Origin of the sequence: Tistlia consotensis USBA 355, from assembly GCF_900177295.1 — a bacterium.
GTDB classification, from domain to species: Bacteria; Pseudomonadota; Alphaproteobacteria; order Kiloniellales; family DSM-21159; genus Tistlia; species Tistlia consotensis.
The window spans coordinates 195,974-214,899 of the sequence record NZ_FWZX01000007.1 but is presented as its reverse complement, the minus strand read 5'-3'; the positions used below and the strand labels follow the sequence as shown (position 1 = coordinate 214,899).

Below are 18,926 nucleotides of genomic sequence, written 5' to 3'. Positions count from 1 at the left end.
TCCCCTGCACCGGATGCCGGCGGCGCCATGGCGGGCATGGACCACGCGAAGATGCCGGGCATGGCTCCCGCGTCTCCCGCGCCGCAGGCTGGCGGCGCCATGGCGGGCATGGATCACTCGACTATGCCCGGCATGAGCCAAGACGGCATGGCCGGCATGGCGCCGGCAGGCGCTGCCGATCCCTTCTACGCGCCCGGCAGCGGCTTGGCGCCCCACGCGGCGGACGGCGGCAAGTTCCTGTCCTACGCCGACCTCAGGGCGCTGCATCCGCGCTATGCGCTGCGGCCGCCGACCCGCGAGATCGAGATCCGCCTGACCGGCAACATGGAGCGCTACATCTGGTCGATCGACGGCGTGAAGTACGAGGACGCCGAGCCGATCGTGCTGCACTACGGCGAGCGGGTGCGCTTCAAGTTCGTCAACGAGACGATGATGACCCACCCGATGCACCTGCACGGCATGTGGTCGATCCTCGACAACGGCAGCGGCCAGTGGAACCCGGTCAAGCACACCGTCAGCGTGCCGCCCGGCACGACGCTCTACACCGAGACCGAGGTCGACGCGCCGGGCCGCTGGGCCTTCCATTGCCACCTGCTCTACCACATGGGTGCCGGCATGTTCCGCGAGGTGCGGGTCGTCGGCGGGCCGCAGTCGGCGGCGCTTCCCGTCACGCCGGTGCAGGGGGAGTGAGGTCGATGCAGGGACTTGCGATTGCGCGCCGCGGCCTCGCCGCGGCGGTCCTGCTCGCCTGCCTGACGCTCTCTCCCGCGGCCCGGGCCGCGGAGCAGGCGCCGCTGATCGTCCATTCCGCCACCTTCGAGCGGCTGGAGTACCGGCTCGGCGACGGCAGCGACCTGGTGGCCTGGCAGGGCGACGGCTGGGTCGGCAGCGACGAGTGGAAGCTCAGGCTGCACAGCGAGGGCGAGTGGGCCGTCGAGGGCGGCGGCTTCGAGACCCTGGAGAACCAGCTGCTGGTCCAGCACCCGGTCAGCGACTTCTTCGACCTCAAGGCGGGTCTGCGCTACGACGCGCCGGCCGGACCGAACCGCCTCTACGGGGTCGTCGGCCTCCAGGGCCTCGGCCGCCAGTGGATCGAGACCGATGCCGAGCTCTTCGTCTCGCAGACCGGGGCGCCCTCGGCGCGGCTCGACCTCGACTACGAGCTGCTGGTCACCAACCGGATCATCCTGAGGCCTTCGGCCGAGATCAACGTCGCCTTCGCGGACGACCGCGAGATCGCCGTCGGCTCCGGCCTCTCGACGACCGAGCTGGGGGCGCGGCTGAGCTACGATCTCGTCTACCGCAACATCGCTCCCTACCTGGGCGTTCACTGGGAGCGGGCCTACGGCGAGACGGCGGACCTGCGGCGCGGCGAGGGCGAGGCGACCGACTCCCTCTACGCCCTGCTCGGGGTCCGGCTGATGTACTGAGCGACCGCGCGGCGGGGCCCGTGGAACCCGTGGGCCCCGGGCCCCGCCGCGCCTTCGCGATGCTTTCGGAGGAACCCGAGATGACCGGGACGACGGCGGCGCACGGGCTCGCCTGGCTGGCTGCCCTGCGCCGCTACCTGGCGGCGCTGCTGCTGCTGAACCTGCTGTGGGAGACGGCCCAGATGCCGCTCTACACGGTCTGGTACAGCGGGACGCCGGGCGAGATCGCCTTCGACGTGCTGCACTGCAGCCTCGGCGACCTGCTGATCGCGACGGCCTGCCTGGTCCTGGCGCTCGGCCTGGTCGGCAGCGCCGGCTGGCCGGCGCGGCGCTTCGGCGTCGTGCTCGCGGCGGCGACCGCAGCGGGCGTCGGCTACACGGTCTACAGCGAATGGCTCAACGTCTCGCTGCGCGGCAGCTGGGCCTATGCGGAGGCCATGCCGCTGCTGCCGCCGCTCGGCACCGGCCTCGCGCCGCTGCTGCAGTGGCTGCTGGTGCCGCCGCTGGCCCTGGCCTGGGCCGCCGGTCGCCTGCCGGGCCGGGACAATCGATCCGGCGGGCCTTGACCTTCCAGTTACTGGAAGCACCACCTCCGGGGTCTAGCGACCTTCCATCCTCGAGAAGGAGCCGAACGAGATGACCGACCAGGCCGCGACGAGCGCCACCGATCCGGTCTGCGGCATGACCGTGGATCCCGCCAAGTCGCCGCACAGCCACGAGCACGGGGGCCGGCGCTACCATTTCTGCTCCGCCGGCTGCCTGGCGAAGTTCGAGGCCGAGCCGGACCGCTACCTGGGCGATCCGGCCGGGGCCGCGGCCGAGCCCGCGCCGGCCGGCACGCTCTACACCTGCCCGATGCATCCGGAGATCGTCCAGGAGGGCCCGGGAACCTGCCCGAAGTGCGGCATGGCCCTGGAGCCGATGGGCGTTCCAGCCGCCGACGCGGGGCCGAACCCCGAGCTCGTCGACATGACCCGGCGCTTCTGGGTCGGACTCGTCCTGTCGCTGCCGCTGCTCGCGCTCGAGATGGGCAGCCACCTCCTCGGCCTGCCGGTCGGCGACCTCGTGCCGCCGGCCGCCGGGCCCTGGGTCCAGCTGGTCCTGGCGACGCCCGTCGTGCTCTGGGCCGGCTGGCCCTTCTTCGCACGTGGCTGGGCCTCGCTGGTCACGCGCAATCTCAACATGTTCACCCTGATTGCCCTCGGCACCGGCACGGCCTACCTCTACAGCCTCGTCGCGACCCTGCTGCCGGGCATCTTCCCGGCCTCTCTGCGCAGCGCCGCCGGCACCGTGCCGGTCTACTACGAGAGCGCCGCGGTGATCGTGACCCTGGTGCTGCTCGGCCAGGTGCTGGAGCTGAGGGCGCGCGAGCGCACCTCCGGCGCGATCAAGGCGCTGCTCGACCTGGCGCCGAAGACCGCCCGGCGCGTCACCGAGAGCGGCGAGGACGAGGAGGTGCCGGTCGAGGCGGTCGCCGTCGGCGACCGGCTGCGCGTCCGGCCCGGCGACAAGGTGCCGCTCGACGGCGTCGTGGTCGAAGGCCGCAGCTCGGTCGACGAGTCGATGCTGACCGGCGAGCCGCTGCCGGTCGAGAAGGCCGAGGGCGAGCGGGTCACCGGCGGCACGCTCAACGGCTCCGGCTCCTTCGTCTTCGAGGTCGACCGGGTCGGCGGCGAGACCATGCTGGCCCAGGTCGTCCAGATGGTCGCCGAGGCCCAGCGCTCGCGCGCGCCGATCCAGAAGCTGGTCGACAGGGCCTCGGCGGTCTTCGTGCCGGCGGTGATCGCGGTCGCCGTCGTGGCCTTCGCCGCCTGGCTGGCCTTCGGTCCGGCGCCGGCCTTCAGCCATGCCCTGATCGCCGCGGTCAGCGTGCTGATCATCGCCTGCCCCTGCGCGCTCGGCCTGGCGACGCCGATGTCGATCATGGTCGCGACCGGGCGCGGCGCCGGGCTGGGCGTGCTGGTCAAGAACGCCGAGGTGCTGGAGCGCTTCGCCCGGGTCGGCGCGATCGTCGTCGACAAGACCGGCACCCTGACCGAGGGGCGGCCGAAGCTGACCCGCGTGGTCGCCGCGGCCGGGCGATCGGAGGACGCGGTGCTGCGCCTGGCCGCCGGCCTGGAGGCCGGCAGCGAGCATCCCCTGGCGGCGGCGATCGTCGCCGGCGCCCGGGAGCGCGGGCTGCAGCCCGACAAGGCGGGCGACTTCGAGAGCGTCACCGGCAAGGGCGTGCGGGGCCGGGTCGCCGGCCAGGCCCTGGCGCTGGGCACCAGCCGGCTGATGCAGGAGGTCGGGGCCGATGCGGCGGGCCTGGAGGCCGAGGCCGACCGGCTGCGCCGCGAGGGCGCCACGGTCATGTACCTGGCGGTCGACGGTGCGCTCGCCGGCCTGATCGCCGTCGCCGACCCGATCAAGCAGACCACGCCGGCGGCCATCGAGGCGCTGCACGAGGCCGGGCTGACCGTGGTGATGGCGACCGGCGACAACCGGGTCACCGCCGAGGCGGTGGCCGCGAAGCTGGGCATCGACCGGGTCGAGGCGGAGGTGCTGCCCCAGGACAAGGCCCGGCTGGTCCTGGAGCTGCAGGCCGGCGGGCAGGGAGTGGCCATGGCCGGCGACGGCATCAACGACGCGCCGGCCCTGGCCCAGGCCGACGTCGGCATCGCCATGGGCACCGGCGCCGACGTCGCGGTCGAGAGCGCCGGCATGACCCTGGTCCAGGGCGACCTGCGCGCCGTCGTGCGGGCGCGCAGGCTCGCCGCCGCGACCATGGGCAACATCCGGCAGAACCTCTTCCTGGCCTTCGTCTACAACGCGATCGGCGTGCCGATCGCGGCCGGCGTGCTCTATCCCCTCCTCGGCCTGCTGCTCAGCCCGATGATCGCCGCGGCGGCCATGAGCCTGAGCTCGGCCTCGGTGATCAGCAACGCCCTGCGCCTGCGCACCGTCAGGTTCGACCGCTAGCGTTCGGGGCCTGCCGCGGTCGCAACCTTTCCTTCTTTTAACGATCCGCCGGCCCTGCGACGTCTTGACCGCCCGGCGCGGCGCGGCGCTAAAGTCGCAGTCGTCCGATCGGTGCCGAGGGAGGAACCATGGCCGACCGACCGACGCCGCGGAAGACGGCGAACCGTCGCCTGACACTGCTGCATCTGGCCGGCGGCCTGCTGGCCGTGATCGCCGTCGTGGCGCTGCTGCTCGCAGTGTTCTGGGAGGACGAGAACGCCGAGGCGGCGATCCGCCTGCGGCCCGACGATGCCGCGCTGGTCGCCGAGGGCAAGGCGCTCTACGCGACGCACTGCGCGTCCTGCCACGGCGCCGGGCTGGAGGGCGAGGCCGACTGGCAGCAGCGCAAGGCCGACGGCCGGCTGCCGGCGCCGCCGCAGGACGAGACCGGCCACACCTGGCACCATCCCGACGCGCAGCTCTTCGCGCTGACCAAGCACGGCCCTGCGGCCCTGGTCGGCGGCGGCTACAAGAGCGCCATGCCGGCCTTCGAGGGCGTGCTGAGCGACCGGGAGATCGTCGCCGTCCTGTCCTTCATCAAGAGCCGCTGGCCGGAAGAGATCCGGCGCCGCCACGACGCCCTGAACGAGGCCGCTGCCGCGCGCTGAGCGGCCCCGCGCGTTTGGCGGCCACCTCAGCCGGCGGCGTAGGTGCGCTGGGACAGTGGGGTCGCCGCGATGCGCTTGCGCAGCAGCTCGAGCAGGCCGGCCTCGGCGCGGTTCAGGTTGGCGGCGGGATTCCAGGCCAGGAAGATGTCGATCGGCGGCGGGTCGTCGTAGGGCGGCAGGCGCCAGAGCCGGCCGGCCGCGACGTCGTCCTGGGCGACGTGCAGGGGCAGGGGGCCGATGCCGAGGCCGGCGACGATCATGCGCCGCACCTCCTCCAGGCTGGCCGAGATGCCGACGATCGTGCTGTCGAGGCCGGCGCGCGCGCGCAGCAGGGCGACGGGCCTGAGCGCGTCTGACGGCTGGTCGGTCTGGAACGACACCGAGGTCTCGCCGCGCAGGTCCTCCAGGGTCAGGCCGCCGCGCCCGAACAGGCGGTGCTTCGGCCCGCAGAAGAAGCCGAAGAACTCCCGGTAGATCTGCTCGTACGCGAGGCGCGGGTCGCGCTCGCGCACCAGGCAGAGGCCGAAGGAGGCCTGCTTCTGCAGGACTGACTTGGTGACCTGCTCGCTGGTCGTGACCGACAGGGCGAAGGTCGCGCGCGGATGCGCGGCGTGGAACTCGGCCAGCGCGCCGTCGAGCAGCGGCGAGATGACGTGGCTGGTCATGGCGATCGCGACGCCGCCGGTCACCTCCTCCTGGACCTCGCGCAGCAGGATCGGCAGGCGCGAGACCGTGCCGAAGACCTCGACGCACTCCTCGTAGAGCAGGCGCCCGACGGCGGTGACCTGGAAGGCGTTGGGCTTGCGCTCGATCAGGCGCCGGCCGAGCCGCTCCTCCATGCGCCTCAGGGCGTTGCTGACGGTCGGCTGCTTCAGGCCCAGGCGGTCGGCGGCGCGGGTGATGCCGCGTTCCTCGACGATCACCATGAAGGTGCGCAGCAGGTTCCAGTCGAGGTCCCAGGCGAAGCGGGTCTGCCGGCTCTCCTGCATTCCTTGAGCCAATAGTCGATATTGAGATTATCTATTTGCCGAATGATGGCCCGCCGGACAAGCATTTCCCATGAGCGGGCGGGGGCGTGCCATGCGGGTGCGCCGGATCGGCCGCCGCAGCCGCCGCCGGAAGGCCCGGTCTTTCCCGGCGGCCGAACAGGGAGTGCAGGACCATGAAGACGCTTCTTTCCGGCATCGCCGCGCTCGGCCTGTTGGCCGGCGTCGCCCTCGCCGCCGCCCCGCAGGCCCAGGCCGACGATCTGCAGAAGATCAAGGACGCGGGCGAGCTGCGCATCGCCATGAGCGGCGCCTATCCGCCGTTCAACTTCGTCAACGACAAGAACGAGGTGGTCGGCTTCGATCCCTCGATCGGCGAGGGCATCGCCGAGCGCATGGGCGTCAAGCCGGTGATCGTGACGACCGCCTGGGACGGCATCATCGCCGGCCTGCTGGCGAACAAGTACGACACCATCGTCGGCTCGATGACCATCACGCCGAAGCGCCAGGAAGTCGTCGACTTCGTCGGCCCCTACTACAGCGCCGGCCGCGCCGTCTTCGTGAAGGGCGATTCGCCGATCAAGAGCCTCAAGGATCTCGACGGCAAGACGATCGGCGTGACGCTCGGCGAGACCCACGAGAAGTGGGCCCGCGAGCATGCCGGCGAGCACGGCGACTGGTCGATCCACACCTACAAGGGCCTGCCCGAGCTGATGCTCGAGCTGAACAGCGGCCGCGTCGACGCCATCGTGGTCGACAACATCCCGGTGCTGGTCGCCGTCAAGAAGAGCGGCGCCGACGTCCGGCAGATCCCGACGCCGGGCATCGAGGGCGGCAGCGTCAAGGTCGGCATCGCGATCCGCAAGGGCAATCCCGAGCTGCACGCCGCCATGCAGAAGGCGCTCGACGCCATGATGGCCGACGGCACCTACGAGAAGATCGCCATGAAGTGGATCGGCGCCGACATCCGCTGAGGTCACGGCGCTTGGCCCCCTCACCCCGACCCTCTCCCCTCAGGGGAGAGGGAGGGACCCGCGCAGCGGGAGGGTGAGGGGGACGCCTGCTCGGAGCTACCGTCATGGACCTCGACCTGATGATCAAGGTCACCCCCTTCTTCGTGGAGGCGGCCTGGGTGACGGTGCAGATCTCGGTGCTGTCGCTGGTGCTCGGCCTGGCCATGGGCGCGCTCGGCGCCTGGGCGCGGCTGGGACGCAGCCGGCCGCTGCGCGTCCTGGGCGGCGCCTACGTCAGCCTCTTCCGCGGCACGCCCTGCCTGATCCAGCTCTTCGTCCTCTACTTCGGCGGGCCGCAGGTCGGCATCAACCTCGATCCCTTCACCGCCGGGGTGATCGGCCTGGGCGTCAACATCGGCGCCTACATGACCGAATCGATCCGCGGCGCCATCCTGGCCGTCGAGCGCGGCCAGACCGAGGCGGCGCGCAGCTTGGGCCTCAGCCGCGGCCAGGCGATGCGCCGGATCGTGCTGCCCCAGGCGGCGCGCCTGATGATCCGGCCGCTCGGCGTCAACTCGGTGGCGCTGATCAAGGGCTCGGCCCTGGTCTCGACGATCTCGGTGGTCGAGCTGACCTACACCGCCCAGCGCTTCATCGGCTCGACCTACAAGCCCTTCGAGATGTTCGCCATCGCCGCGGTGCTCTACATGGCGATCATCTACGGCGCGATCCGCTGCGTGCAGTGGCTCGACGCGCGCCACGCGATCGACTGACGGGGAGGGACGAGTCATGGGCCTCGACTTCTCCGTCGTTCCCGAATACGCGCATTTCCTGTGGATCGGCGTCGTCTGGACGACGGTGCTGACCGTCTCGGCGGCGCTGCTCGCCTTCTTCGGCGGCATCCTCTTCGCGATGATCGTGCTCTATGCGCCGCGCCTGCTGGCCTGGCCGACGCGCTTCTTCGTCTGGCTGTTCATGGGCACGCCGCTGCTGCTGCAGCTCTACCTGATCTACTTCGGGCTCAGCCAGGTCGGCATCGACGTGCCGGCCCTGGTCGCCGGCATCGTCGGCCTGGGGCTGCACTTCGCGGTCTACAACGCCGACGTGATCCGCGCCGGCATCGTCGCGGTCGACCCCGGCCAGAACGAGGGCGCGCGCAGCCTCGGGCTCAGCCGCGCCCAGAGCTTCCGCTACGTGATCATCCCGCAGGCGGTGCGCAGCGTCACGCCGCCGCTCGGCAACAACCTGATCGCGCTGCTGAAGGATTCGGCCCTGGTCTCGGTGCTCGGCGTCGCCGAGCTGGTCCACGCCTCGCAGCTGGCGATCAGCGAGACCTATCGGCCCTTCGAGTTCTACATCACCGCCGCCGCGCTCTACTACCTGCTGAACCTGCTGCTCGAGGCGGGGCTGCGTGCGGTCGAACGCAAGGTGGAGGCGACCCGGTGAGCGACACCATGACCCGGCCGGCGACCGGCGGCGGCAAGGCGACCCGACCGATGATCGAGGTCAAGGACGCGCACAAGTCCTTCGGCGCGATTGAGGTGCTGAAGGGCATCGACCTCTCGGTCGAGCGCGGCCAGATCGTCGCCATCATCGGGCCCAGCGGCTCCGGCAAGTCGACCCTGCTGCGCTCGATCAACCACCTGGAGAGCCTGGACCGCGGCGAGATCTGGCTCGACGGCGTGCAGGTCAACGCGCCGCTGACCGGCAAGGCCTTCGAGCGCCACATCAACGCCGTGCGCCAGCGGATGGGCATGGTCTTCCAGCACTTCAACCTGTTCCCGCACCTGACGGTGATGGAGAACGTCACGCTAGCGCCCAGGCTGCTGCAGGGCCTGTCCGGCGAGGCGGTGCGGGCGCGCGCCGAGAAGCTGCTCGACAAGGTCGGCCTCGCCGACAAGGCTGAGGCCTATCCCTCGCGCCTCTCCGGCGGCCAGAAGCAGCGCGTCGCGATCGCCCGGGCGCTGGCCATGGAGCCCAAGGTCATGCTGTTCGACGAGGCGACCTCGGCCCTCGACCCGGAGCTGGTCGACGAGGTCAACCTGGTCATGAAGCAGCTTGCCCAGGAGCACATGACCATGCTGATCGTCACCCACGAGATGCGCTTCGCCGGCGAGGTCGCCGACCGGGTGCTGTTCATGGACGGCGGCGTCGTGGTCGAGGAAGGTCCGCCGGACCGGATCTTCACGGCGCCGAAGGCCGAGCGCACCCGCGCCTTCCTGCGCAAGTACCTGAGGGACTGACCTGTCGTGATCACCCGCGGCTTCCCCGATTTCGGCCTGACCCCCGAGCAGCGGCGCGAGGCCGTGCTGGGCCACTACTACGAGTGGCCGGGCATGGACGCGCCGCGCGAGGAGATCTGGTGCTACTCCGACCGCCTGAGCTACGCGCCGGGCGAGACCGTGACGCTGTTCGTCAGCGCGACCGCGCCGCGCTACGGCCTGGAGGTCGCGCGCGACGGCGCGACCCTGACCCCGATGCTGCGCCAGGAAGGCCTCGGCGCGTCCTGGCAGGCGACCCCCGACCAGTGCTCGGTCGAGGGCTGCGGCTGGCAGGCCAGCCACGCCTTCGAGGTCCCCGCGGACTGGCCCTCGGGCGCCTACCGCCTGACCCTGCGCAGCGAGGGCGGCCGCACGCCCGCGCTCTGCCATCACCTGATCGTCGTGCGCCCGGCCCCGGTCTCGCGTGAGGCGGCACGCCGGAACGGCCGGCGCGGGCGCCTGCTGCAGATCGCGGCGACCGGCACCTGGACCGCCTACAACACCTGGGGCGGCTCGAACCACTACCAGGGCATCACCGGCGCGAACCGCGACCTCTACGCGACGACCGTCAGCCTGGAGCGGCCCTTCTGCCGCGGCTTCGTCGTGCTGCCGCCGGACGCGCCGCGGGTGCCGCTGGAGGCGCCGGTGCCGCCGGCCAGCATCCCGCGCTATCCGCACATGGAGTGGGCCTACGCGACCGGCCACTCGAAGAAGTACGCCTCGGCCGGCTGGGCCAGCTACGACTCGCACTTCTTCCGCTGGGCCGAGGCCGGCGGCTACGCGGTCGACCTCGCGACCCAGCACGAGCTGCAGTTCCGCCCGGAGATCCTGGAGGGCTACGACTGCCTCGCCTTCGTCGGCCACGACGAGTACTGGACCTGGGAGATGCGCGACGCCGTCGAGGCCTTCGTCGAGAAGGGGGGCCGGGCGGCGCGCTTCGCCGGCAACTTCATGTGGCAGACGCGCCTGGAGGACGAGGGCCGGCGCCAGACCTGCTACAAGTACCGGGCGCGTGCCGAGGACCCGGTCTACGGCGGGCCCGGGCAGGCGCGCACCACGACCTCCTGGGAGGCGCCGGAGGTCGGCCGGCCGGGCGCCGAGACCTTCGGGCTCAACGCGACCCGCGGGCTCTATGCCGGCTGGGGCGGCTGCGCGCCGCGCGGCGTGCGCGGCTTCCCGGTCTACCGGCCGGAGCACTGGGCCTTCGCCGGCACCGGGCTCTACTACGGCGACCTGCTGGGCGCCGAGTCCCACGTCTTCGGCTACGAGGTCGACGGCCTCGACTACCTGATCCGCAACGGCCTGCCCGAGGCGACGGGGATCGAGGGCGCGCCGGCGGACGTCGAGATCCTGGCGCTCGGCCAGTCCTCGCTGATCGAGGAGAGCGCCGACATCCCGCGCGACGCCCAGTTCCTGACCGACGAGGACGCCCGCTTCGCCGCGCGCACCCTGGTCGGCGACGACTCCGCCGAGGCCCTGGAGAAGGTCAAGCGCGGCTGCGGCATGATCGTGCGCTTCGACAAGGGCCGGGGCGAGGTCTTCCACGCCGGCTCCTGCGAATGGGTCGCCGGCCTGCTGCGCCGCGACGCCCTGGTCGAGCGGGTCACCCGCAACGTGCTCGACCGCTATCTGGCCGGATAGGTCCGTGCCGGCACCTCTCCCTCCCACGCTCCGCGTGGGCCCCTCCCTCTCCCCTGAAGCGGAGAGGGGAAAAAAACAGCCCCTCTCCGCTTCGGGGAGAGGGAGGGGCCCGCGGCCGAAGGCCGTGGGAGGGTGAGGTGAGCTGACTCACCGTTCTCACCGAAAGATCGAAAGATGGCTCTCGCCTCCGCCCTCCCGAACCGCCCCGCCTCCCACCTCTTCTACCAGACCCGCCAGCGCCGGCCGCTGGTCGAGCGCGCCGAGGGCGTGTGGTTCTGGGACAGCGACGGGCGGCGCTACCTCGACGGCTCGAGCGGCGCCATGGTCTCGAACATCGGCCATTCGCATCCCCATGTCGTCGAGGCGATGCGCCGGCAGATCGGCAAGGCGACCTTCGCCTATCGCCTGCACTTCGAGAACGAGGCGGCCGAGACCCTGGCGGCCAAGCTGGTCGGCCACCTGACCGGGGACCTCAGCCGCGTGTTCTTCGTCTCGGGCGGCTCGGAGGCCGTCGAGTCCTGCCTCAAGCTGGCCCGCCAGTACGCCGTCGCGACCGGGCAGGGCAGCCGCTACAAGGTGATCTCGCGCTTCCCCTCCTATCACGGCTGCACCCTCGGCGCCCTGGCGGTGACCGGCTACACGGCGCTGACCGCGCCCTTCGCGCCGATGATGCAGGAGATGCCGAAGATCCCGGCGCCGACCGCCTACCTCGACCGCGACGCGCTGACGATGGAGCAGCGCGGCCTGAAGTACGCCGACCTGCTGGAGCGCGAGATCCTGGCCCAGGGGCCGGAGACCGTGCTGGCCTTCATCATGGAGCCGGTCGGTGGCGCCTCGACCGGCGCCCTGGTCGCGCCCGACAGCTACTACGGCCGGGTCCGCGAGATCTGCGACCGCCACGGCGTGCTGCTGATCTACGACGAGGTGATGAGCGGCGCCGGGCGCACCGGCCGCTTCCTGGGCGGCGACCACTGGGCCGCCCGGCCCGACCTGGTCGCGCTCTCCAAGGGCTTCGCCGCCGGCTACAGCCCGCTCGGCGCGGCCGTGGCGCCCGACCGCATCGTCGAGCCGGTGCTCGACGCCGGCGGCTTCCTGCACGGCTTCACCTATGCCGGCAACCCGCTGGCCTGCGCCGCCGGCCTGGCCGTGCTGGAGGTCATCGAGAACGAGGGCCTGGTCGCCCGCGCGGCCTCGCGCGGCGACCTGCTGAAGTCGAAGCTGGCGCTGCTGATGGAGCGCTATCCCTTCATCGGCGACGTGCGCGGCAAGGGCCTGCTGCTGGCCTTCGAGCTGGTCGCCGACCGCGAGACGATGGCGCCGCTGGAGCCCTCGCTGAACGCCCATGCCCGCCTGGTCGAGCGGGCCTTCGAGCAGGGCCTGATCGTCTATTCGCGGCGCACCCGCGGCGGCCGCGCCGGCGACCACATCCTGGTCTGCCCGCCGATGGTCGTCAGCGAATCCGAGATCGACGAGCTGATGGCCATGCTGACGGCGGCGCTCGACGCCTTCGCCGCCGAGCTCAAGCTGCCGGCCGGGCGGGGCTAGGGCGATGGCGCGCGGCAAGGTCATCGTCACCTGCGCGGTGACCGGCTCGGTCCACACCCCGACCATGAGCCCCCACCTGCCGGTCACGCCGGACCAGATCGCCGAGCAGTCGATCGCGGCGGCCGAGGCCGGCGCCTCGATCCTGCACCTGCACGCCCGCGACCCGAAGGACGGCCGGCCGGCCTTCGATCCCGAGGTCTTCCTGGCCTTCCTGCCGCGCATCAAGCAGGCGAGCGACGCGGTCATCAACATCTCGACCGGCGGCAGCTCGCTGATGACCCTGGAGCAGCGCCTGGCGGCGGCGCGCCGGGCGCAGCCGGAGATGTGCTCGCTCAACATGGGCTCGATGAACTTCGCGCTCTTTCCCGCGCTGGAGCGCTTCGAGTCCTGGCAGCACGCCTGGGAGCCGGAGCTTCTCGAGGCGACGCGTGATTCGATCTTTCGGAACACCTTCAAGGATATAGAGACGATTCTTGCGTTCGGACGCGAAGCAGGGACGCGCTTCGAGTTCGAGTGCTACGACGTCGGCCACCTCTACAGCCTGAAGCACTTCCTCGAGCGCGGCCTGGTCGAGCCGCCGCTCTTCGTGCAGTTCGTCTTCGGCGTGCTCGGCGGCATCGGCCCGGACCCGGAGAACCTGCTGCACATGAAGCGCATCGCGGACAAGCTGTTCGGCGAGGGCTACCGCTTCTCGGTGCTCGCCGCCGGCCGCCACCAGATGCCGCTGGTCACCATGGCCGCGACCCTGGGCGGCAGCGTCCGGGTCGGGCTGGAGGACAGCCTGACGCTGGGCCCCGGGCGCCTCGCGACCTCCAACGCCGAGCAGGTCGCCAAGATCCGCCGGATCCTCGAGGAGCTGTCGCTCGAGGTCGCGACCCCGGCCGAGGCGCGCGACCTGCTGGCGCTCAAGGGCGGCGACCGGGTCGCATTCTGATTTTCAGGGGCGGCGGCGATGCGGGCGCCGCTCTCGCCGTTATTGGCCAAGATGGGCGGTGAAGATCGCCAAATCGAGCAGCAGGAACAGCACACAGGCGGCCGCCGCGCCGAATCCTCGCGCAATGAGGCTCATCTTGTCCTTCGCGATGTTGGCCATCTCGTAGCACGCTCTCAGCTTTTCGCGGGTCAGCCCGTCGATGGGCCCCGTGTCGTCAGCGCGGATTGCCAGGAGTCGTTCGATGTACTGATCGCCGTCGTCGAACGACGTAATGTCCAGGTAATGCGAGATCGACGAATGGCTGCCTTTCGGCCCTCGCTTCGGGAGTTTGCCGCGCCAGGGGATTGGGCAGAGCGCGATGCCGATGAACAAGAAGACCAACGTGCCGGCCAGGAGGCAGCAGGCTACGAACGCGTCGTGAAAGAATTGAAGAGTCCCTGACGATATCGTGGGGCGCGGTTGGATGAGATAGAGCATCAGTGCGGCGCCCAAGGAACCTAGAATGGCGCCGCCCCTGATATCACCGAAGTAGATGTATTGCAGAAGTTGAGCCTGCTCAGTGTCGGCAAATTCGCCTATTGCGGCGTCGACACCACCAATTCGGAGGCCTCCGGCCTCTGGGTCGGCCCTCATCGAATCGTCAGCCATTCCGACACTTCCCACCACTGGCCACTGCGGGACCATGATATATACAGTGTTTGGTTGTATGTGTCACCGATCCCGCGCGGCGAGCGGGTGCCGATGGAGCGAATGGGAGCTGGGAACGAGGGGCGGCCTTCCGAGGTTGCGGGCTCTGTCGAGGAGCGCGAACTGCTGGCGCTCCAGGGCGACCCGGTCGCATTCTGAGCCTCCCCCTGCGGGTGTCGGGTGGTAGGCTGCCGGCCGTTCAAGCGGGAGCCGTCTGGCCATGATCACCCACCGCCCCCTCTGTCCCGAAGGACAGGCCGCGCGGCGCCTGCGCCGCGGCGGGCCCGACGGCCTCTGTGCCGAGGGCTCGCGGCCCTTCGTGCTGGCGGCGACGATCCTGGCCTCGGCGATGGCCTTCATCGACGGCTCGGTGGTCAACATCGCGCTGCCGACGATCCAGCGCGACCTCGGCGCCGGCTTCGCCGAGCTGCAGTGGGTGGTCAACGGCTACATCCTGCTGCTGGGCGCGCTGATCCTGGTCGGCGGCGGGCTCGGCGACCGGCTCGGTCGGCGCCGCGTCTTCGTCGCCGGCATCGCGCTCTTCGCGCTGGCCTCGCTGGCCTGCGCCCTGGCGCCGGGCATCGAGGCGCTGATCGCGGCGCGCCTGCTGCAGGGCGTCGGCGCGGCGCTGCTGGTGCCGCAGAGCCTGGCGATCATCGCCGCGGCCTTCCCGAAGGCCGAGCGCGGCCGGGCGATCGGCACCTGGGCCGGCGCCTCGGCGATCACCACGGCACTCGGCCCGCCGCTCGGCGGCCTGCTGATCGACGCCCTGGACTGGCGCGCCGCCTTCTGGATCAACCTGCCGCTGTCGCTGGCCGCGATCTGGCTGGCCCTGCGCCACGTGCCGGAGAGCCGCGACGAGAGCGCGAGCGGCCGGCTCGACTGGGCCGGCGGGCTGCTCGCGGCCGGGGCCTGCGGGGCGCTGACCGTCGGGCTGACCCGACTGGCCGACGACGGCGCCGGCGGCCGCCTGCCGGCCTTCGGCGCGATTGCCCTGGGCCTCGCCGGCCTCTGGCTGTTCCTGCGCACCGAGCGGCGGACGGCGGCGCCGCTGATGCCGACCGGCCTGTTCGCCGAGCCGGCCTTCCTCGGCGCCAACGTCATGACCCTGTTCCTCTACGGCGCGCTCGGCGCCGTGCTGTTCCTGCTGCCCTTCGACCTGGTCGGGCGGCGCGGCCTCTCGGCCGCCGAGGTCGGCGTCACGCTGCTGCCCCTGGGCCTGATCATCGGCACGCTGTCGCGTGCCGCCGGTGGCCTGGTCGACCGCACCGGTCCGCGGCCGCCGCTGGTGCTCGGCTCGGCCCTGGTCGCGGTCGCCGCCTCGGGGCTGGCGCTGGGGGAGGGCGGCTACTGGACCGCGGTCTTCGCGCCGATCCTGCTGCTCGCGCTCGGCATGGCGCTGGTCGTCTCGCCGCTGACCACCGTGGTGATGAACGCCGCCCCCGACGGCAAGTCGGGCGCCGCCTCGGGCATCAACAACGCGGCCAGCCGGCTCGCCGGCCTCTTCGCCATCGCCCTGGTCGGGGCCGCCGCCAACCTGATCTTCCACGAGGGCCCGGCGGCGGCCGGCCAGCGCTTCGGCGTGCTGCCGCCCCCCGGCGACGCCCTGCGCCCGGCCGTCGAGAGCGCCTTCGTCTCGGCCTATTCCAGCGCGCTCTGGCTGGCCGCGCTCTGGGCGGCGCTCGCCGCCCTGGTCGCCCTGGTCATGCTGCGCCCGCGCCGCCCGGCGGCCCGGGCCGGCTCGGGAGCGGATCAGGCGAGCGCGGAGAGCGGCAGCAGCGTCTCGGCCGACTCCTCGGTCGCGTAGGCGCGCTCCTCGATCTCGCGGCGCGGCGTCAGGTCGTAGTGGCTGATGCCCAGGATGTCGTCGGCCGCCTGCTCGCCGGCGCCGAGCGGCAGGACCAGGCGTTCGGCCGGGACCCGCATGTCGCCGAGCAGGGCCATGCCGCGGACGTAGAGGATCGCCGGGCCGTAGGCGACCGCCTCGTAGCGCCGGCGCAGCAGCGGCAGCACCGCCTTCGGTGCCGCCTCGGCCAGCTCGGCGCCGCGCGGCCAGCTGCCGAGCACCCGCTGAACCTCCTCGCCGACGAGGCGCAGGAACATCAGCCGGCGTTCGCGGTCGACCCGCCAGACCCACATGATCGGCAGCAGGTCGGGCACCTTCCAGGGCTCCAGCTCGTCGAAGCGCGGCATGATGCGTGCGCCCCTCAGGGCATCCCAGTAGGCGGCGAGGCGGCGCAGGCGCGAATCGCCCAGGCCGAGGCCGGCCAGCCAGTCTGGCTCGTCGTAGGAGTAGCGTCTGTCGTTATGATCCAGCACCACGAGAACTCTCCGGACACGCCACGTCAGGAACGCGCGACGACTCTGGACGGTCCATCTCCGATCACAGAAAGGGAGTCGAGTGTGTCGAGAGCGAGGACGCTCTCGTCGCCGCCGTCCGGGATATCGGTGGCGCCGCGGCGCGGCAGATCCTCGTACCACGTGATTCCCAGAATGTCCTCGGCGGCGTCGGCACCGCCGCCGAGCGGCAGCAGCAGGCGCTCGGCACGCACGCGCACGCCGTATTCGCGGCCGAGCAGGGCGTAGCCGCGGGCCCGCAGCACGGCCGGGCCGAAGGCGACCCGGCCGTAGCGGGCGCGCAGCGGCGCCTGGGCGTGCGCGGGCACGACCTCGCCCAGCTCGCTGCCGCGCCGCCAGTCGCCGAGCAGCCGGTTGATGCGGCCGCCGGCGAGCCGCAGGAAGAAGGTCGGCGGCTCCGCCTGGACCCGCCAGATCCAGAGATGCGGCAACAGGTCCGGGATCGCCCAGGGCTCCAGCTCGTCGCGCCGCGGCATCGCCCGGCCGGCGCGCAGCCGCTGCCAGTAGCCGCCGAGCCGGCGCAGCGTCGGCTGCTCGACGCCGAGCCGGTCGAGCCATTCCGGCTCGCTGTCGGACCGCACGGCCTCGCCGGCCCCGGGAGGTTGCCGATCCGGGGGGAGGGGCTTCGAATCGAAAGGGGGCATCGCGCGCTACCTGCTCGCCAAGATTGGTTCGTCCTGCATCCTGTACTGCGCATAGTGGCCGCTGAGCGCCGGGCAGAGCTCGGCGGCGCGGGCTCGTGCCGGGTCGCCGGGCGGGACGGCGGTCCGCTCGGCCGAGATCGCGCCGCCGTCGAAGCCGCCGAAGGAGAGGTCGAAGAGCTCCGGCAGCTCGGGAAAGGTGGCATAGAGGTCGGCGATGATCGCCTCGACTTTGCGTGGCAGCTCCAGGGCCGTGTCGGGCAGCGGCCAGCCGAATCCGGCGCAGGCCTCCAGGAAGCGCGCCGGCCGCCGGATCAGGTCCTCGTAGTGCAGCAGGCCGTCGTAATCGCGTGCCTTTGCGAAGATCCGATCGAAGAGCGCGAGCTTCTCCTCCGCGCTGCCGTTGCGATGACGGTAGGGGTTGGCCGACAGGCTGCACCAGACCGCGGCCGGATCGCGCAGCGCGAGCAGCGTCAGGTCCGGGCGGAAGCGCGCCTTGTGCTCCGCCAGCGTGTAGGCGGTGGTCACCACCGCCTTGACCAGGACCGGCCGGTCGCTGGCCAGGGGCGGGGCCAGGTGAAAGTAGGGCAGGTCGACCAGCGCCGAGCAGCCGGCACGCTGGGCCAGTGTCATGGCCATGGCCGACGCCCCGCTGGACTGCGGTGCATAGAGTAGCAGACGCATGCCGCAGCTTTAGGCGATCGCGGCCAAGTCGCACAAGCCGCGCGTCGGGCGCTCCTGCGGCTGGACCGGGCCGGAGGGCTCTGGCATGCTGCCGCCGCGTCCGGGGACCGGGGTGCGAGACGACAAGCGGGAGGCGGTGAACGATGGGCGACAAGGCGACTGCGAAAGCGCTGGCGGCAGCAATCCTGGCGGGCGCTCTCAGCCTTCCCCTGGCCGGTGCCCTGGCCCAGACGACCACGACGCCGGCGAAGGCGCCCGGCGTCCACATCGAGCTCAACAAGCTGGAGCAGCAGGGCGAGGCCTGCCGCGCCTATCTGCTGTTCGAGAACGAGAAGGGCGCCGAGTACCCGGTCTACCGGCTCGACCTCGTGCTGTTCGACAAGGACGGCCGGATCGACCGGCGCATCGCGGTCGACGCCTCGCCGCTGCGCGCCGGCAAGTCGGTGGTCAAGCTGTTCGACCTGACCGGCCTGCAGTGCAGCGCGATCTCGAAGATCCTGCTCAACGACATCTCGCCCTGCGAGGATGCTTCCGGGCCGCGCGACGACTGCGTCGTCAGCGCCACCCTGAGCACCCTGACCGACGTCAGCTTCTACAAGTAGCCGCGGACGGCCGGGCCGCCGGTCGGGCCGGCGCAAGCCCCGAGGATCTCTTGGCCGAGTCGCTGCCGCGCGTGACCCTGGTGCTGGGCGGTGCCCGCTCCGGCAAGAGCGCCCATGCCGAGGCGCTGGTCGAGAGCCGGCCGGGACCCTGTCTCTATCTCGCCACCGCCGAGGCCGGCGACGGCGAGATGGCCGAGCGCATCGCCGCGCATCGGGCCCGGCGCGGCACCCGCTGGCGGACCCTGGAGGAGCCTCTCGACCTGGCCGGCGCGCTGTCTGAGGGCGTCGGGTCGGACGGCGCGGTGCTGGTCGACTGCCTGACGCTCTGGCTGTCCAACCTGCTGGCGGCGGGGCGCGATCCGGCCGAGGAGACGCGGCACCTGCTGAAGGCCCTGCCGGGGGTTGAAGTCCCCGTCGTTTTCGTGTCGAACGAGGTCGGCCTGGGGATCGTGCCGATGAACGCCCTTGCGCGACGCTTCCGCGACGAGGCGGGACGCCTCAACCAGGCCGTAGCCGCCGCGGCCGACCGCGTCGTCTTCGTCGCCGCCGGCCTGCCGCTCGTCCTGAAACCCTCTGCAGCGCACCGCTAGGAGCCC

20 protein-coding genes are annotated in these 18,926 nt (G+C 71.7%); 15 read left to right on the top strand and 5 right to left on the bottom strand.

Annotated elements, in window-relative coordinates; translation table 11 throughout:
• From B9O00_RS11870 to B9O00_RS11850, 5 genes are all read left to right on the top strand, one after another.
• The coding region (locus B9O00_RS11870) for a multicopper oxidase domain-containing protein (protein WP_159460198.1) at positions 1-690 on the top strand (690 nt) is incomplete at its 5' end.
• A 5-nt stretch (positions 691-695) separates the two neighbouring features.
• The gene (locus tag B9O00_RS11865; RefSeq protein WP_085122878.1) at positions 696-1,430 is read left to right on the top strand and encodes a copper resistance protein B; all 735 of its coding nucleotides are present in this window, start codon (positions 696-698) and stop codon (positions 1,428-1,430) included.
• An 80-nt stretch (positions 1,431-1,510) separates the two neighbouring features.
• Positions 1,511-1,996, top strand: coding sequence for a hypothetical protein (locus B9O00_RS11860; protein ID WP_085122877.1), 486 nt, complete (start codon positions 1,511-1,513; stop codon positions 1,994-1,996).
• Positions 1,997-2,066: 70 nt separating this feature from the next.
• A complete protein-coding gene (locus B9O00_RS11855) occupies positions 2,067-4,391 on the top strand; it encodes a heavy metal translocating P-type ATPase (protein ID WP_085122876.1) in 2,325 nt (774 codons plus the stop codon).
• 128 nt (positions 4,392-4,519) lie between these two features.
• Positions 4,520-5,038 carry a c-type cytochrome gene (locus B9O00_RS11850; protein ID WP_085122875.1) on the top strand — a complete coding sequence of 173 codons (519 nt, stop codon included), beginning with the start codon at positions 4,520-4,522 and terminating at the stop codon, positions 5,036-5,038.
• Positions 5,039-5,064: 26 nt separating this feature from the next.
• Here B9O00_RS11850 and B9O00_RS11845 read toward each other — a convergent pair whose 3' ends face one another.
• Positions 5,065-6,027, bottom strand: a complete 963-nt coding sequence (locus B9O00_RS11845) for a LysR family transcriptional regulator (protein ID WP_085122874.1) — start codon at positions 6,025-6,027, stop codon at positions 5,065-5,067.
• A gap of 173 nt (positions 6,028-6,200) precedes the next feature.
• Between B9O00_RS11845 and B9O00_RS11840 the strand changes: the two genes are divergently transcribed.
• From B9O00_RS11840 to kce, 7 genes are all read left to right on the top strand, one after another.
• The gene (locus B9O00_RS11840; RefSeq protein ID WP_085122873.1) at positions 6,201-6,998 is read left to right on the top strand and encodes an ABC transporter substrate-binding protein; all 798 of its coding nucleotides are present in this window, start codon (positions 6,201-6,203) and stop codon (positions 6,996-6,998) included.
• Positions 6,999-7,102: 104 nt separating this feature from the next.
• The gene (locus B9O00_RS11835) at positions 7,103-7,750 is read left to right on the top strand and encodes an amino acid ABC transporter permease (RefSeq protein WP_085122872.1); all 648 of its coding nucleotides are present in this window, start codon (positions 7,103-7,105) and stop codon (positions 7,748-7,750) included.
• Between the two features lie 16 nt (positions 7,751-7,766).
• Entirely contained in the window at positions 7,767-8,423 is a 657-nt protein-coding gene (locus tag B9O00_RS11830; RefSeq protein ID WP_085122871.1) for an amino acid ABC transporter permease, read from the top strand.
• Entirely contained in the window at positions 8,420-9,220 is an 801-nt protein-coding gene (locus B9O00_RS11825) for an amino acid ABC transporter ATP-binding protein (RefSeq protein WP_437123421.1), read from the top strand. The genes B9O00_RS11830 and B9O00_RS11825 overlap by 4 nt, the downstream gene beginning before the upstream one ends.
• 6 nt (positions 9,221-9,226) lie before the next feature.
• On the top strand, positions 9,227-10,879 hold the full coding sequence (locus B9O00_RS11820) for a N,N-dimethylformamidase beta subunit family domain-containing protein (protein WP_089229618.1): 1,653 nt from the start codon (positions 9,227-9,229) through the stop codon (positions 10,877-10,879).
• A gap of 174 nt (positions 10,880-11,053) precedes the next feature.
• Positions 11,054-12,424, top strand: coding sequence for an aminotransferase family protein (locus B9O00_RS11815; RefSeq protein ID WP_085122870.1), 1,371 nt, complete (start codon positions 11,054-11,056; stop codon positions 12,422-12,424).
• Positions 12,425-12,428: 4 nt separating this feature from the next.
• Positions 12,429-13,358, top strand: a complete 930-nt coding sequence (gene kce, locus B9O00_RS11810; protein WP_085122869.1) for a 3,5-dioxohexanoate:acetyl-CoA acetone transferase — start codon at positions 12,429-12,431, stop codon at positions 13,356-13,358.
• 39 nt (positions 13,359-13,397) lie between these two features.
• Here the strand turns inward: kce and B9O00_RS11805 are convergent, their stop codons facing one another.
• Positions 13,398-14,006 carry a Pycsar system effector family protein gene (locus B9O00_RS11805; protein ID WP_085122868.1) on the bottom strand — a complete coding sequence of 203 codons (609 nt, stop codon included), beginning with the start codon at positions 14,004-14,006 and terminating at the stop codon, positions 13,398-13,400.
• 259 nt (positions 14,007-14,265) lie between these two features.
• On the opposite strand from B9O00_RS11805, the gene B9O00_RS11800 reads away from it, so the two are divergent.
• Entirely contained in the window at positions 14,266-15,852 is a 1,587-nt protein-coding gene (locus tag B9O00_RS11800) for an MFS transporter (RefSeq protein WP_085122867.1), read from the top strand.
• Here B9O00_RS11800 and B9O00_RS11795 read toward each other — a convergent pair.
• The 3 genes from B9O00_RS11795 to B9O00_RS11785 form a co-directional block, all read right to left on the bottom strand.
• A complete protein-coding gene (locus B9O00_RS11795) occupies positions 15,798-16,367 on the bottom strand; it encodes a PAS domain-containing protein (RefSeq protein WP_159460197.1) in 570 nt (189 codons plus the stop codon). The two genes, B9O00_RS11800 and B9O00_RS11795, sit on opposite strands and share 55 nt — an antisense overlap.
• A gap of 23 nt (positions 16,368-16,390) precedes the next feature.
• Positions 16,391-16,984 carry a PAS domain-containing protein gene (locus B9O00_RS11790; protein WP_159460196.1) on the bottom strand — a complete coding sequence of 198 codons (594 nt, stop codon included), beginning with the start codon at positions 16,982-16,984 and terminating at the stop codon, positions 16,391-16,393.
• 69 nt (positions 16,985-17,053) lie between these two features.
• A complete protein-coding gene (locus tag B9O00_RS11785; RefSeq protein ID WP_085122865.1) occupies positions 17,054-17,683 on the bottom strand; it encodes a hypothetical protein in 630 nt (209 codons plus the stop codon).
• A 188-nt stretch (positions 17,684-17,871) separates the two neighbouring features.
• On the opposite strand from B9O00_RS11785, the gene B9O00_RS33775 reads away from it, so the two are divergent.
• Both B9O00_RS33775 and cobU read left to right on the top strand, forming a co-directional pair.
• On the top strand, positions 17,872-18,330 hold the full coding sequence (locus B9O00_RS33775; RefSeq protein ID WP_085122864.1) for a hypothetical protein: 459 nt from the start codon (positions 17,872-17,874) through the stop codon (positions 18,328-18,330).
• A 50-nt stretch (positions 18,331-18,380) separates the two neighbouring features.
• Positions 18,381-18,920, top strand: coding sequence for a bifunctional adenosylcobinamide kinase/adenosylcobinamide-phosphate guanylyltransferase (gene cobU, locus B9O00_RS33770; protein ID WP_235017100.1), 540 nt, complete (start codon positions 18,381-18,383; stop codon positions 18,918-18,920).
• Positions 18,921-18,926: the final 6 nt, after the last annotated feature.

Excerpts from the sequence above, each read along its gene's own strand:
- B9O00_RS11865 (WP_085122878.1), top strand. The coding sequence starts at position 696 with ATGCAGGGACTTGCGATTGCGCGCCGCGGCCTCGCCGCGGCGGTCCTG.
- B9O00_RS11860 (WP_085122877.1), top strand. The coding sequence starts at position 1,511 with ATGACCGGGACGACGGCGGCGCACGGGCTCGCCTGGCTGGCTGCCCTG.
- B9O00_RS11855 (WP_085122876.1), top strand. The coding sequence starts at position 2,067 with ATGACCGACCAGGCCGCGACGAGCGCCACCGATCCGGTCTGCGGCATG.
- B9O00_RS11850 (WP_085122875.1), top strand. The coding sequence starts at position 4,520 with ATGGCCGACCGACCGACGCCGCGGAAGACGGCGAACCGTCGCCTGACA.
- B9O00_RS11845 (WP_085122874.1), bottom strand. The coding sequence starts at position 6,027 with ATGCAGGAGAGCCGGCAGACCCGCTTCGCCTGGGACCTCGACTGGAAC.
- B9O00_RS11840 (WP_085122873.1), top strand. The coding sequence starts at position 6,201 with ATGAAGACGCTTCTTTCCGGCATCGCCGCGCTCGGCCTGTTGGCCGGC.
- B9O00_RS11835 (WP_085122872.1), top strand. The coding sequence starts at position 7,103 with ATGGACCTCGACCTGATGATCAAGGTCACCCCCTTCTTCGTGGAGGCG.
- B9O00_RS11830 (WP_085122871.1), top strand. The coding sequence starts at position 7,767 with ATGGGCCTCGACTTCTCCGTCGTTCCCGAATACGCGCATTTCCTGTGG.
- B9O00_RS11815 (WP_085122870.1), top strand. The coding sequence starts at position 11,054 with ATGGCTCTCGCCTCCGCCCTCCCGAACCGCCCCGCCTCCCACCTCTTC.
- kce (WP_085122869.1), top strand. The coding sequence starts at position 12,429 with ATGGCGCGCGGCAAGGTCATCGTCACCTGCGCGGTGACCGGCTCGGTC.
- B9O00_RS11805 (WP_085122868.1), bottom strand. The coding sequence starts at position 14,006 with ATGGCTGACGATTCGATGAGGGCCGACCCAGAGGCCGGAGGCCTCCGA.
- B9O00_RS11800 (WP_085122867.1), top strand. The coding sequence starts at position 14,266 with ATGATCACCCACCGCCCCCTCTGTCCCGAAGGACAGGCCGCGCGGCGC.
- B9O00_RS11785 (WP_085122865.1), bottom strand. The coding sequence starts at position 17,683 with ATGGCCATGACACTGGCCCAGCGTGCCGGCTGCTCGGCGCTGGTCGAC.
- B9O00_RS33775 (WP_085122864.1), top strand. The coding sequence starts at position 17,872 with ATGGGCGACAAGGCGACTGCGAAAGCGCTGGCGGCAGCAATCCTGGCG.